Raw genomic sequence first — 15036 nt, forward strand, 5'->3', positions numbered from 1 at the left:
AAAACATTATTTCTTTTTTTCGCGAATAACTGCCCACAAGGCTATACCCATAGCAACTGAACCGAAAAGAATAAGATATAATGACTGCAGAAAAACCGCCCGGATACCTCCTCCCCTGACAAATATTTCAAAAAAGGCATCCAATCCCCATGAAAAAGGAGACAGGCTGCTAATTTTCTGCATTAATTCCGGCATAACGTAAACCGGAAACATTACACCGCCAACTGCTGCCCCAATAACAACCGATACTGATCCGAACATCGATCCCTGTTCATATGTTTTTGCGACAGCCCCAACCATTAGTCCGAAACCTGTTGCTGCAAAAGAAACGCTTAATACAACCATCAGCAATGCGGTTGGCGCAGATCCAAGTTCCAACGGCGGAAGCCCCTGCAGGGGCAGCAATGTCATCCCCACCAGAAACATCAATACACATTGAATTATACAGACTGTTATATATGCTAAAATTTTACCTGTAAGTAAAGTTAAAAAAGAAACCGGCATTGTAAATAGTCTGGTTAAAGTCCCCTCCTGTCTTTCACGAATCAAGTTGCCGGACAGGGGAACAACAATAAAAAACATTCCAAACAGGGTCCATGCAGGGATATTGTGCTGTACTTCATTTGGTATCTTCCTGGATTTTCCTGTAACGGCCACCTTGAAATCTACTTTAAGGATACTTTCTCTTTTAAAATCTTCTGAAAAATTCGCAATTACGTCATTTAGAGGAGTGCCTCTTTGCAGCCTGTTATCATATAAAGTCATTTGAGGGGTTTTAGATAAAACATCAAGCAGATTTGTATATCCTTCTTTGGTTTCTATAGCAAAGATTGCGCCTTTTACAGACTGTTCAACAGCTGAACGCCATGCTCCCTGAACAACAGGGTCATAATACAGTTCCAGACCAGGCTGACCCTCATTTAATTCAGTCTGATTTACTGTTAACCCTCCTTTCGTAAAATGTGTTTCTGTGTTTATTCCTGTATCTTTAAATTTCTTACTGATCCCCGCTGGAATAAACAGGCAGAACTGGTATTCACCTTTCGCAACTTTATCAAATGCCTCCTGTTTATCGGGGGCATGGCCGTCAATTTTACTGATCATCTCAATAGTTGGGATTTTAGAAAAAAATATCATGATCTGCTCTGACACAAACCCTTTGTCATGATCCACAAGAAGCATCCTAACCTGGGGGCTGTTAAGGGTTATCATGACATTGTGCTGAACTGAGGTAATAGCAAGCAGCAATATGGCAGGCATAATAAACAGTACAGCAAGGCCTGCACGGTCACGCCATAAAAGTAGAATTTCTTTATATATAATAGCAAGCAGTCTGTTCATAAATAATATTATTCTCTTATTTGTTTACCTGTAATCGACAAAAAGAGATCCTCCAGGTTTTTACATTCCGGATTTTCCGCTATCAGCCTGCCGGGAGGTCCTTCCGCTATACATTCCCCGTTGTCTATAATGATGATTCGGTCACATAGCTGTTCAGCATCTTCCATATAGTGGGTCGTATAAATCATAGTCATGCCATTTTCCTTCAGCCGTTTCAGCTTTTCAAAAATAAGTTTTCTTGTCTGCGTATCAACACCAACAGTTGGCTCATCCAGTAAAAGTACCTGTGGTGAATTCATAAGCGCAGTGGCAATATTAATCCGGCGTTTCATACCGGATGATATGTGCTTGACAAGCGAATCGCCTCTATTTACCAGGTCAACTGCCTCAAGGCATTCTGCAAGCCTGTTTCTAAGCATTTTGCCCCATAAACCACACAGACGGCCGAAAAAAATAAGATTCTCTTTAATTGTAAATGTTGGATATAATGCAATTTCCTGAGGTACAAAACCTATTACCCTGCGTACAAATTTGGCATGGGTGGACACATCTATTCCGCATAAATGTACTTTACTGGTTTGAGGCTGAATGAGTGTTGATAATATCGAGAGGGTTGTTGTTTTACCGGCGCCATTCGGACCCAGCAGTCCGAATACTTCTCCTTTTTCTACGTTAAAGGAAATACCTTTTAAGGCGGGGACACTAGAGCCCGGGTATGTATATAGCAGGTTGTTGACTTCGATTACCGGTTGTCCATGTTGGATATCTTGGGATAAAACCGGTTTCATTGATGAATTACAGCCCTTTCATTATGATTTTTTATCCAGCTGGAAGCATCTTTTTTAATCTCTCTGAATATTCTTTCTTCCCGGTCAGCGCACTCGATAAGGATTAAGGATGCGTTGCTGAAGACATTTTTGTTGTTATCTCTCCCTTTACAGATACGTGATGCAAAAAGGGCAAATTCACGCCACCTGTCACCAATCAAAGTTATTTCATTTGAAAGATTATTCAGTTTTTTTACACCAAGAAGCCCTGCTGTTTCCTGCAAAAAGGCAGAAAATATATACCGGAATCCCCCTCCGCCCGTGCCTATCTCCTCCTGCATTCGGATAACATGACCAAGATACTGAATGGCTTTTTTATTCCCAAGCCTCTCAGGCCATCTGGATATTTGATGTGCCAATTTTCTAATGCCTCCCACGCCAAATAATCCGGCTGAGGGTAAAAGCATTGTCCGTGCTATTTCCCGCATCCCTAAAACTGCAGCCAGCGGTATGTCAGCCTCTGTCACCTGTTCCTGAATGTAATACATGTGGCCCCTTGGCGCCAGCGCACCCTGTGCAAAACGTGCTTTTACAAGATCCCTGTAATCACATTTTACCGGATATTCTATAACCGGATCACTGATCAGATAAGTATCCCCCTCTTTACCGTATACGACCAGGTTGTGTGCATTAAAATGAAACCGCATGGCTGGTGGAAAATAAGGAAGCCAGTAAACCCCTGTCTGGAGTCCAACCGGATGCCCATTTAAAAGGGCACGATCCAGCTCGTCCATTGCCTTTTGCGGGGAATGGAATTTTTTCCGCTCAAGCCTTATTCCAAGTCGGGAAGCACATTTTTTTATAATACCTCCTGGGTATTTTCTATATGTAATAAGAGGAAGGTAGTTGACCCTTATAAAAGGGAAATATCCAAAAAACAAACCTCCGCCAATACCAAAGGCCATTGATTCGGATAAAGATCTCCCGTTATGAGAAAAGAGATTAGCGGTAACACCGCTTTCACAATGTGCGGCGTAATTGTGATTAAAGGAGATCTTCATTCTTTTATTTTCTTTTCTTTTTTCAGCATCTCCAATGAGGTGTATACCTTTGAGGTCTGTAATAATTCATCAACAGATGTCATAAATATAGAGGCATAACGCTCAAGCAGATCAGGCTTAAGTTTTTTAAATACAGATGGTTTTAAATGCCTTCTTACCCGCCATTTTGGTAATTTTACATATTTTGAAAGTAATGCTACATCCATCTGATTTTTTTCCATATAAAATGCAAGAACGCTCTTTTTCCCCAGGTTTATATCCATGGAAACCTGATCTATCCTTTCATAAATATATTCCCATGCCTGGATATTTGCTACATTTACCGGATCCCAACCTGTGCTTTTACCAACTATATATTTTCCGTCTTCCTCAAGTACATAACAGGCAATTCGTCTGCCATTCAGAATCTTATCATCCTGAGGGATATCTTGCATTTTCATTTTTATCTATACCAGAGAAATATCAACGAGCCTGCCATTGAGGCGTTTTTATAAAAAACAGGCATACCAATTCAGCATTTTTTATAGGGTATATATGGATTTTATCTATGTGTCAATAAAAGGTCAGGAAACCTAATGATTAATTTATTCTGAAGGAAAAGGAAAAACGAAACAAATAAATAAACAAAACCATCCACGTACTGATATGAGTCAATACGTGATGCGTTACCCATTAAAGTATACGTCAAGGGAAAAGCACCTCACCATTATAAGACAATATGCAGTTTTTCGATTGATGTCATAGCCCCGAACTACCCGGATGCATGTCGAAGCCTGCTTTTTGCGCAACATGAAGCCGATTATTGGCTTAAGTTTTATTAACGGATCTGCTTAAGTCCCACATCAGGTTCAAGGTCGTTTAAAGCGCACCTCTCTACCAGTCCTAACCACTAAGAAGCTCTATTACCTTTGATCACACCTTTGGCGTGACAGTTATTACTGCACCAGAAAATCATCGGTAAAATGACGTGTCCATTAGTTATATTCAGATCCTGTGATTGTTAGCCAGACCCTTATTAAGATCACGTCATGAGCAAATCATGTCATGAAACATTTCTCTGCTGTGTTATACTTTATATCGTACGGCTGAGGTCATCTTTTTTGGTAATTGGGCTGGATAAATGATAACAGGGTATAATATCTTTCAGAAACAGGATTACAGAACCCTTGGTTTTAATTTTACCTTTCACGGTCGTTCCGATCTCCCCGCACACCAGATTCTCATAAAAATGTCTAATGAAATTGGAATTTTTTACCGATACATAAAAAGAGGTTTAATGGAGGTTTTTAAATGGCTATTAATCCGGTAGGAACAGGCAGTTCGGCATTGGCCCTGCTGATTGCATCTGCTCAGACAGAACAATTGAAAGAGGAAAAAGATATTAAAGTGATGAAAGAGGCACTTAAGACCCAGGAAGATCTGATGACCGGTATCCTTAAGTCTCTGGGAATAGGACAGAATATTGATGTGGTTGTGTAGCTGATATTCTTTTCAAAAAATTTCCGAACTGAATAAATATTAAAGGGCGCTGAATCTCAGTCATGCGCAGTTCACAATTAAATCTGATAATAGGGGTAGACACACCCGCCTTCGCTTCTTTTATAAGGGCCATGGCGCGGCAAGCAGGTCTACCCTACTATCCCCAAAAGGTATCTATCTTAAAAAATCTATCACTATATTCAGTATCCTTCTTATGGGTTCTGCTGCGCCCCATAAAAGCTGATCACCTACAGTAAAGGCAGTGAGGTATTCAGGGCCTAACTTCATCTTCCTGATCCTGCCTACCGGCACGGTGAGTGTCCCGCTCACTGCTGCCGGTGATAGGCCGGCTAATGTAGAGGGTTTGTCATTTGGTACAACCTTTACCCAGTCATTTGCCTTTGCAATAATATCTACCAGCTCATCAATGGGCGCATCCTTTTTAAGCTTTATTGTGAGCCCCTGGCTGTGACACCTCATGGCGCTCACCCTTACACATATGCCATCAACCGGTATGGGTGTCTTTGTGCCGAGTATCTTGTTGGTCTCAGCATAACCCTTCCACTCCTCCTTGGTCTGGCCCGATTCCAATGCGGCATCAATCCAGGGTATAAGGCTTCCTGCGAGCGGGGCACCAAAGAATTCAGTCGGAAACGCCTTGCTCCTCATCTCATTTGTGATGAGCCTGTCAAGCTCAACCGCTGAAAGATCAGGGTTATTAATGGCGCCGATCGCTGCCATCTGGGCTACCAGCTCCTTCATGTTATTGGCACCGGCCCCGGATGCAGCCTGGTAGGTCATGCTTGTGATCCATTCCACAAGGTTATTTTCAAACAGACCGCCTATGGCCATAAGCATAAGGCTTACTGTGCAGTTTCCACCTATATATGACTTTATTCCCGATTTTAATCCATTATCAATTACAGCGCGGTTTACAGGGTCAAGCACTATGATGCTGTCATTTTCCATGCGCAGGCCTGATGAGGCATCTATCCAGTAGCCTTTCCACCCTCTTTTTTTCAGTTCAGGATATATCTTTTTTGTATAATCGCTGCCCTGGCAGGTGACTGCTATATCAAGAGATGCAAGTTTATCAAGATCATAGGCGTCCTGAAGCGAAGGGGTGCTCATACCTATATCAGGCCCTTTCCCGCCTATATTGGATGTAGTAAAAAATACTGCCTCATAATCATGAAAGTCTTTTTCCTGGATCATCCTTTCCATTAATACGGAGCCTACCATACCCCTCCAGCCGATAAAGCCTATTTTCAACATAATTTTTCTCCCGGGTTAATTGGTAAAATACCTGATTACAGGGGGAATACGATAAGGATATTTTAATGTTCTTTCAAGTGAAAAATTATGTTGCCTTAAAAAATACAGATTTATATTCTTTTTTATATTCAGCAAGAATAAATTAAAGAATTTTTAATTGACCTTTTATTGATATGAAATCTATAATAGCGTTTACAAAAAATGGCTTTATACCGATAATATAGACATTATTATTTTCATACCATTTCAGGTGTATTTTTTCCTGAAACAATCAGCGTAAGATAATTTTAGTTTTATAATATAACAACCGGGGCGTTTAACATGAAGAATTCTCTTGCGATAATAATGGCTGGCGGCAAAGGCGAGCGTCTGATGCCTCTGACAAAAGACAGGTCAAAACCCGCAATACCCTTTGGGGGTATATACAAGCTTATTGATCTTACCCTTTCAAACTGCATCAACTCCGGCATTTACAAGATAATCGTGCTGCCACAATATAAGTCACAGACCCTTATGCACCACCTTGAACAGGGGTGGAATATCTTTAGCCATGACCTTGGTCACTACCTAAAGGTTGCTCCCCCCCAGATGATGACAGGTGAAAAATGGTATCAGGGTACAGCAGATTCTATTCGACAGAATGTATACCTGATAGAACAGGAGAATCCAGCCCACATACTGATCCTTTCAGGTGATCATGTATACAAGATGGATTATACTCTTTTCAGGGACTACCATGAGGCCAATAATGCGGATGTGACCGTATCGGTAATCGAGGCAAGAAAGGAGCTCTCAAAGGAATATGGTGTGCTTGAGGTGGATAACAGCTACAGGGTTACAGGGTTTCAGGAAAAACCACATAATCCAAAAACCATCCCGTCGGATAGCTCAAGGATACTAGCCTCAATGGGGATATATATCTTCAGGGCGGAGGTGCTTCTTGATATCCTGAAGCAGGATGAAAAGCCTGATTTCGGTCATGACATCCTTCCCTATATCCTGGATAAGCTCAAGGTTATTGCCTATCCCTATATAAAGCAGAACAGGATAGGTGATATGGTGGTTGAAACCGATGAGTCAGGGAACAGGAACGAGGTGTTTAATAAGAGGGCAAGGGACTCAGGTTACTGGCGCGATGTGGGCACCCTTGACGCCTACTGGAACGCAAACATGGACCTTACCGGCGTAGACCCGTACTTTAACATGTATGGCAGGCTCTGGCCCATACGCACAAACCAGCGCCAGTTTCCTCCTGTAAAAACGGTCTTTGCCCAGAATAATTCCGAACATCCCAGAATGGGCATGGCCCTTGATTCCCTTGTTGCGCATGGCTCAATACTCAGCGGCGGGGTAGTGAGGAACAGCGTCCTTTCATACAACGTGCTTGTCCAGAGCTGGTCCAGTGTGGAAGAGTCGGTACTCATGGAAAATGTGGTTATTGGTAGGCATGTAAAGATAAAAAAGGCCATTCTCTGTGAGGGTGTAAAGATACCTCATCACATGGAGATAGGTTTTGATCCAATGAAAGACAGGGAGCGATTTACTGTTACCCCGAGGGGGATTACCGTGGTAACAAAAGAAGACCTGAAATAACCGATGATGATCACCAACTTTATATGAGGCAGACAAAATGAAACCATTACAGAAATATAATGTTGTTCCGAATCTTCCCACTACCCTTGAACCCCTGCGTAAACTGGCTTACAACCTGCGTTTCAGCTGGCGGGGTGAGATAAGGGATATATTCAGGCGCATAGACCCCGGCCTATGGACAGAGTGCAGGCATAACCCGGTTCTAATGCTTGGCCTTGTGAGCCAGGAAAGGCTTGTTGAGCTTGCAAAGGATCAGGGTTTTATGGCCATTCTTGAAAGGATTTCACAGGATTTTGAAAGGTATCTCTCCAGGCCAAGGATACAGTCACTTGATTATAGCCCTGAAAAGGAGTTCAGGGTGGCCTATTTTTCTGCCGAATTTGGTCTTGCAGGTTGTCTTCCCATATATTCAGGGGGTTTAGGCATCCTTTCAGGTGATCACCTGAAATCATCGAGTGACCTCAATATCCCCCTTGTTGGTGTGGGTCTTTTATATCAGGAGGGCTATTTCAGCCAGTACCTGAGCAATGACGGCTGGCAGATGGAGAGCTATACTGTTAATGACTTCCATAATATGCCTGTAAGACTGGTAAGGGATTCCGATGGGAAACCTTTACAGGTATCGGTTGATTTCAAGGGTGAAAAGGTCAATATCCTGGTCTGGCGGGTGGATGTGGGCCGCATACCCCTTTATCTCCTTGATACCAATATCTCTTCAAATTCACCTGAAGCATGCAGGACAACGGCCCAGCTTTATGGCGGTGACAGAGAGATGAGGATCAGGCAGGAGATTGTCCTTGGTATCGGAGGCATAAGGGCTTTAAAGGTGCTGGGCATAGATCCGACAGTTATCCACATGAATGAAGGGCACTCTGCCTTTTCCGCCCTTGAAAGAATAAATATCTACAGGAGAGAAAAGGGACTTACCTTTGATGAGGCGAGGGAGCTTGTTATAGCCACGACCGTGTTTACTACACACACCCCTGTGCCTGCCGGTAATGATGTGTTTGACCCGTCCCTTGTGCGGACATACTTTGAGGAATATGCCAAGGAGCTTGGTTTAAATTTCAGGGTGCTCCTGGGTTATGGAAAGATTGACCCAAGAAACGAGGAAGAAAAATTCGGCATGAGCACACTTGCCTTAAGGCTTTCTTCCCATGCAAATGGTGTGAGCAGGCTGCATGGAAGGGTCTCGCGCGCAATGTGGCAGAAGGTATGGCCGCGTCACCCTGTTGAGGATATCCCGATAGATTATGTTACAAACGGTATACATGTACCAACCTGGATCGCCAGTGAAAAATCTGCCCTCTTTGACAGGTACATGGGGCCTGACTGGGCAGAGGACCCTGATAATCAGCGGGTATGGGCACAGATAGAAAATATTCCGGATACTGAAATATGGCGGTATCATGAAAGGTGCAGAGATCATCTGGTTGCCTTTTGCCGCAGGATGCTTGCGGAACAGATGAAACGAAGAGGTGCAACCCCAACCGAAATAATGAGTGTCAACGATGTACTTACACCCGATGCAATGACCATAGGTTTTGCAAGGAGGTTTGCAACATACAAGCGCGCCACCCTTCTGTTTAAAAACCCTGACAGGCTGGCCAATATCCTTAATAATCCCGAATTTCCTGTCCAGATAATTATTACCGGAAAGGCCCATCCGCAGGATAACGAAGGCAAAGAATTTATTAAGACCATTATACATTATGCGAGTGAAGAAAGATTCCGCAGGAGGATAGTATTTTTAGAGGATTATAACTCCCATATTGCCCATGTGATGGTTTCAGGGACTGATGTGTGGCTTAACACCCCCAGAAGACCCCTTGAGGCATGCGGAACCAGCGGAATGAAGGCCCTTGCGAATGGTTCTCTAAACCTGAGTGTCCTGGATGGGTGGTGGGATGAGGGATATAAAAGCGATTATGGCTGGGCAATAGGCAAGGGTGAGGAGTATGATGACCATTTTGCCCAGGATAATATAGAAAGCCGCGACCTTTATAATCTCCTTGAAAAGGAGGTTGTGCCTCTTTTTTACAGAAGGGGAAGCGATGATCTGCCAAGGGGCTGGATAGAGAAGATGAAAGCAGGTCTTCATGACCTTGTACCTGTGTTTAATTCCCACCGGATGGTGCAGGAATATACTGACCGTTTTTATCTCCCCTGTTCAGCCAGATATGACAGGCTATCTAAAAATGGTTATGCTGAGACAAAAAATCTTGCCTCATGGAGGCAGAAGGTCATGACAGGCTGGAGCAGTGTCTCTGTAATCGAAGTCAGGTCAGGGAACAGCAGGGATATCCCGATCGGTGAAAGGTTTGAACTAACTGCAAGGATAACCCTTGGAGAATTATCAACAGATGATGTAACAGTCGAGGTTTATTTCGGAAGGCTCAATCAGAATGGGGATTTTTCTGACAGGAAGACAAAGGAGCTTGAGCCGGATGGTCTTGATCATGGTGTCCATATCTTTAAAGGCTTTATAGATTGTCAGGGTACAGGACGCTTCGGTTATACTGTACGCATCATGCCAAGCAAGAAAAGGCTCGAAAATCCTTTTGTAATGGGTCTTGTGGAGTGGGCGTAATAAATTCAAGATTATATATTTTAAATTTGAAATCTCAAATTTCAAATTCTATATGGGGGATACATTGTCATCTACTCTCAGCAGCGAACAGATAACTAATCTCACGGCAGGGAATCTTGCTGACCCGTTCAGTATACTGGGCCCTCATTATGAAAATGACCACCTTGTTGTAAGGGGTTTTATACCCGGTGCAAAGAATATAACAATCAGGGGTCTTGTTGCGGATCATTCATCCCGATCTGCACGGGTTGAAAGGAGCGGGCTGTTTGAGGTGATTTTCCCATCTGAAACCATGATAAAGCCCTATCGGCTGGATGTGGAGTTCAGGAAAGGCAACAGGTCATCTTTTTTTGACTGCTACTCCTTTATGCCGATCCTTAGCGATTTTGACATGTACCTTTACGGCCAGGGCAACCATTACAAAATATATGACAGGCTTGGAGCCCATATCATTACACATCAGGGGGTGAAAGGCACCCTTTTTGCCGTATGGGCACCGTCAGCTAAGAGGGTGAGCGTAATAGGTGATTTCAACCAGTGGGATGGCAGAAGGCATATGATGCGTAACCGGGGCTCATCAGGTATATGGGAGCTCTTTGTCCCCCATCTGGGGCAGGAACTTTTATATAAGTATGAAATCAGGACCAGGGATGACGTTATACTTGTAAAGGCTGATCCATTTGCATTCAGGTTTGAACAAAGGCCAAAGACAGCAGCAGTGGTTCACGACCTTGAATGTTACACATGGAAGGATGCAAAATGGATGACCGAAAGGAAGAATAAAAATCTTCTTGATAAGCCGATGTCTATATATGAGGTGCACCTTGGCTCATGGAGGCGCAGGCCTGAGGAAGACGACCGGTGGCTTACTTACAGCGAGGCCGCTGAAGAACTTATCCCCTATGTAAAATCAATGGGATATGATCATATAGAGCTCCTTCCTGTTGCCGAGCATCCCTTTGATGGTTCATGGGGATATCAGGTTGCAGGCTATTATGCGGTCACATCAAGGTTTGGCAGACCCGAGGAATTTATGGCATTTGTTGACAGGTGCCACTGTGAGGGGATAGGTGTAATACTTGACTGGGTACCTGCCCATTTCCCGAAGGACTCATATGCGCTTGAATATTTTGACGGTACACACCTTTATGAACATGAAGACCCGAGGCAGAGGGTTCACAAAGACTGGGACACCCTTATATTCAATTATGGCCGTAATGAGGTCAGGAATTTTCTAGTGGCAAATGCCCTTTTCTGGCTGGATAAGTATCACATAGACGGGCTCAGGGTGGATGCGGTTGCATCAATGCTCTATCTTGATTATTCAAGAGACGAGGGCGAATGGATCCCAAACAGGTACGGCGGCAGGGAGAACCTTGAGGCCATCGAGTTTATTAAAATCCTAAATAAAAAGATATATGAACTTTTCCCGGGTGTAGTAACTATAGCCGAGGAATCTACAGCATGGCCGGGTGTTACCCTGCCTGTTCATCTGGGAGGCCTTGGTTTTATGTTTAAATGGAACATGGGCTGGATGCATGACATGCTCACATTTATTTCCAAAGACCCGGTTCACAGAAAGTATCATATGGAAAATCTTACATTTGCCCTCCTGTATGCATTTCATGAAAATTTCATTTTACCCCTTTCCCATGATGAGGTGGTTCACGGAAAGGCAGCATTACTCTCCAAGATGCCAGGTGATGACTGGCAGAAGTTCGCAAACCTGAGGCTCCTTTTGGGTTACATGTTTGGAGAACCGGGTAAAAAGATGCTTTTCATGGGCAATGAGATCGGGCAGTGGAGGGAATGGGATCATGACCAGTCCCTTGAATGGCATCTTTTGCAGTATGAAAACCACCAGAAGGTGCGGGATTATGTAAGTGAGCTTAACCGGGTATACCATCAGGAACCTGCCATGCATGAGGTGGATTTTTCACATACAGGTTTTGAGTGGATCGATTTCAGGGATGCTGACTCATCTGTTGTTTCGTTTTTACGCAGGGACAAAAAAGGGGGTATACTCCTTTTTGTATTTAATTTTACACCTGCTCCAAAAGTAAATTATCGAATTGGGGCCCCTGTTCATGGATTTTACAGGGAGATTATGAATTCCGATTCCAGGAATTTCGGAGGGTCGGACATGGGGCTAAAGGGTGGCATACACTCTGATAATATTGAATGGCATGGAAGGCCCTTTTCTCTGAATCTCATAATCCCGCCTCTTGCCATGCTTATTTTAAAACCGGACTGGAAATAGAGTTTTTTCATCAAACCGTGCTTGATTCCTTAATAAAAAAAGTATAAGAATAGAGGATTATTTTTAATGCCGGCTGCATTAGGGCTGGCCAAATGTCTAAATTCTGTTAATTTTATCTCACAGTATGTCTTATTAAAGGGGTATTGATGGAGGAGGTCAGCATTAAAAAATGTTACTTGATGACAGCATCCTGAACGACCTGGCGATTCTTGTTGTAGATGATGAACCGGATATTATCGAGACCATTGAAGATGAGCTTTACATGTGCTTCCTGCACAAAGCAAACGATTTCGAGACGGCCTGTGAGTACCTTTCTAAATATAACTATGACATAGTAATCCTCGATATCATGGGGGTAAACGGCTTTGAACTTCTGAAAAAATCGGTTTCAAAGGGTCTCCCTACTGTTATGCTGACTGCCCATGCCCTTACACCGGACGCATTAAAAAAGTCCATACAACTGGGCGCGGTATTTTTTCTTCCAAAGGAAACCCTTCCTGAACTGAGATTTTTCCTGGAAGAGCTTGTGGAAAACAAGTTTATGCCAAGCTGGATGACATTTTTTGAAAGGCTTGGTGTATATTTCAATAAATATTTTGGTCCAAACTGGAAAGAAAAGGACCAGTTTTTCAGGGAATTTGAAGAGAGTATTAAGATAAGCGAAAGCACAAAAAGTGAAGAGGATATATAAATCCTGACAGATTAACCATGCACACCGGATAATCTTTTGCCCGGCAGCATGCTCGACCAGTTATTATTTGATTTTGTTTACAGGGCCGGCTTGTGCATACCATTTCAGGTAAGAGCCATGGATCAGGTATTACTGCTCAGTATTTCATATGAACCTATAAAGGTGATAGACTGGAAAAGGGCTGTCACCATGCTTTTTTTAGGCAAGGTAGAGGTAATAGAGGAGTATCACACCAATATCCGCTCGGTAAGTTTTACCGTGAAACTCCCATCTGTCGTGAGGCTCCTTAACTCAGTTAAAAGAAACAATAAACCGGTGAAATTCTCCAGGCAGAATATCTATGCCCGTGACAGGTATAGATGCCAGTATTGCGGAGAAAAGTTTCAGGCAGAAGAGCTTACATATGACCACGTATTGCCCAAATCCAGGGGAGGCAGGACAGAATGGGCGAACATAGTTACATGCTGCATCGGCTGCAACCGAAAAAAGGGGGGGCGAACCCCAGGTGAGGCATCAATGAGGCTGATGAAAAAACCTGTCATGCCATCATGGGTGCCTGCAATAAGGATAACAATAGGCTTCAGGCATATCCCAAACACCTGGAGGGAGTACCTTTACTGGAATGTGGAGCTGGTGGAATGATAAAAACAGGTGCAGGGCTCAGGGCGCAAGGTTTAAGGGAATACAAAAGCCATGTCCCTTTGGGGTGCATGGCTTTTGTATTTTAAAAAAGAATTAAACCAGAAACACAGTCGGGATATCCCTTAATCTCGCGATGTCCATAATCTTCTCTTTCACATTAAAGCCCTTTGCACATGTTACCGTGCATGTATCACAGTCTTCACAGGCGATCTTTTTAATGTTCATTGAATCAAGGGTTATCCTGGCCATCTGCATGTTTTTATACCCGTGTGCGTACATATAACTGCGCATAAATGTCGGGATATGTTGCCCGGCCGGACACTGGGGTAGACACTCTTCACACTGGTAACACAATAACCCCGCCTTTTTATTAATATTGTTCAACAGGCTCCTCTCCGCTACAGTCATTTTCAGGTTGCTCATGACTGCAATGGTAGAATGAATCTGATCAAATGTCTGCCACCCGGGTATTATAGTGGTTACATTTTCATCCTCCAGTGACCATTTTATTGCAGCAGTAATCTCCTGTTCAGAGGCCTTTTTAGGTGGCCCGCCAAAGCCGCCGCCAACCACGCCTGCGACTGTTTTCATGCCGATTATGCCCAGCCCTGCCTTGGCCCCTTCTGCAATGGCCTTTTTAAGATCATCAATATTGGGGTAGGTCGGGTTGTAGGCAACAAGCGCCACATCATATGCCTTGCTTTCTATGGCGGCCCTGATAACTTCGGCCTGGTTCTGATGGGTTGAAACGCCTATAAAGCGTACCCTGCCCTCCTTTTTTACCTGTTTCATCGCCTCAAGATATGGTTCGAAAAGTGTTGTCTCCCTGCTGCCTGGTCCATGTAGGTAAAGGATATCAACATAATCCAGTCCTATACGTTTCATACCTTTATCAAATTCATTGATAAAGTCCTGTGGTTTAGCATTTTTGTTTAAGGTTCCGAACATGATCCCGGGCATGGATACCTTGGTTCCCAGCACAAATGAGTCCCTGGGTTTGTCCCTGAAAAAATCACCCAGCATGCCTTCGCTCCTTCCCTGGCCGTAGAGCGATGCCGTATCAAAGTGCTTTATACCTGCATTGTATGCAGCTTCTACCAGTTTCGGGTTCATGGTGTTCATTACACCCATGCTTATTATCGGGAGCTTAACCCCTGTATTGCCAAGGGTGCGGTAGATGAATTCCGGTTGTTTTTTTTCTTCAGCAGCGTAGACATTTCCTCTCATGACAGCAGGGAAGACAGATGCCCCTGCAAGACCAGCTATACTGTTTTTTAAAAATTTTCTGCGGTTTTTATCCATCATTATATTATCTCCTGTTTTAAAAAGGTTAATTG

11 protein-coding genes and 1 pseudogene are annotated in these 15036 nt (G+C 43.5%); 6 read left to right on the forward strand and 6 right to left on the reverse strand.

What is annotated here, in order from left to right:
- Nucleotides 1-6: 6 nt before the first annotated feature.
- The 4 genes and pseudogenes from GX654_09330 to GX654_09345 all read right to left on the reverse strand — a co-directional run bounded on the left by GX654_09330 (nt 7) and on the right by GX654_09345 (nt 3609).
- Complete coding sequence (locus GX654_09330; GenBank protein NLD37059.1) at nt 7-1341, reverse strand: ABC transporter permease; 1335 nt, start codon at nt 1339-1341, stop codon at nt 7-9.
- A gap of 8 nt (nt 1342-1349) precedes the next feature.
- Nucleotides 1350-2129, reverse strand: coding sequence for an ABC transporter ATP-binding protein (locus GX654_09335; GenBank protein ID NLD37060.1), 780 nt, complete (start codon nt 2127-2129; stop codon nt 1350-1352).
- The gene (locus tag GX654_09340; protein NLD37061.1) at nt 2126-3169 is read right to left on the reverse strand and encodes a BtrH N-terminal domain-containing protein; all 1044 of its coding nucleotides are present in this window, start codon (nt 3167-3169) and stop codon (nt 2126-2128) included. Before GX654_09340 ends, GX654_09335 begins: the two co-directional genes overlap by 4 nt.
- 62 nt (nt 3170-3231) lie before the next feature.
- A pseudogene (locus GX654_09345) lies at nt 3232-3609 on the reverse strand (hypothetical protein).
- Nucleotides 3610-4459: 850 nt separating this feature from the next.
- Here GX654_09345 and GX654_09350 point away from each other — a divergent pair.
- Nucleotides 4460-4648, forward strand: coding sequence for a hypothetical protein (locus GX654_09350; GenBank protein ID NLD37062.1), 189 nt, complete (start codon nt 4460-4462; stop codon nt 4646-4648).
- A 174-nt stretch (nt 4649-4822) separates the two neighbouring features.
- On the opposite strand, the gene asd is transcribed toward GX654_09350, so the two are convergent.
- Entirely contained in the window at nt 4823-5923 is a 1101-nt protein-coding gene (asd, locus tag GX654_09355) for an aspartate-semialdehyde dehydrogenase (protein NLD37063.1), read from the reverse strand.
- Nucleotides 5924-6244: 321 nt separating this feature from the next.
- On the opposite strand from asd, the gene glgC reads away from it, so the two are divergent.
- The 5 genes from glgC (at nt 6245) to GX654_09380 (ending at nt 13699) form a co-directional block, all read left to right on the forward strand.
- Nucleotides 6245-7516: a glucose-1-phosphate adenylyltransferase gene (gene glgC, locus GX654_09360; GenBank protein NLD37064.1), complete on the forward strand. Its 1272-nt coding sequence runs from the start codon at nt 6245-6247 to the stop codon at nt 7514-7516.
- A 37-nt stretch (nt 7517-7553) separates the two neighbouring features.
- Nucleotides 7554-10106: a glycosyltransferase family 1 protein gene (locus tag GX654_09365; GenBank protein NLD37065.1), complete on the forward strand. Its 2553-nt coding sequence runs from the start codon at nt 7554-7556 to the stop codon at nt 10104-10106.
- Between the two features lie 52 nt (nt 10107-10158).
- A complete protein-coding gene (glgB, locus tag GX654_09370) occupies nt 10159-12366 on the forward strand; it encodes a 1,4-alpha-glucan branching protein GlgB (GenBank protein ID NLD37066.1) in 2208 nt (735 codons plus the stop codon).
- A 169-nt stretch (nt 12367-12535) separates the two neighbouring features.
- Nucleotides 12536-13057, forward strand: coding sequence for a response regulator (locus GX654_09375; protein NLD37067.1), 522 nt, complete (start codon nt 12536-12538; stop codon nt 13055-13057).
- Between the two features lie 117 nt (nt 13058-13174).
- Complete coding sequence (locus tag GX654_09380) at nt 13175-13699, forward strand: HNH endonuclease (GenBank protein NLD37068.1); 525 nt, start codon at nt 13175-13177, stop codon at nt 13697-13699.
- A gap of 93 nt (nt 13700-13792) precedes the next feature.
- Here GX654_09380 and GX654_09385 read toward each other — a convergent pair whose 3' ends face one another.
- Nucleotides 13793-15004, reverse strand: coding sequence for a hypothetical protein (locus tag GX654_09385; protein ID NLD37069.1), 1212 nt, complete (start codon nt 15002-15004; stop codon nt 13793-13795).
- Nucleotides 15005-15036 lie beyond the last annotated feature (32 nt).

Origin of the sequence: Desulfatiglans sp. (assembly GCA_012513605.1) — a bacterium.
GTDB lineage: Bacteria > Desulfobacterota > DSM-4660 > Desulfatiglandales > HGW-15 > JAAZBV01.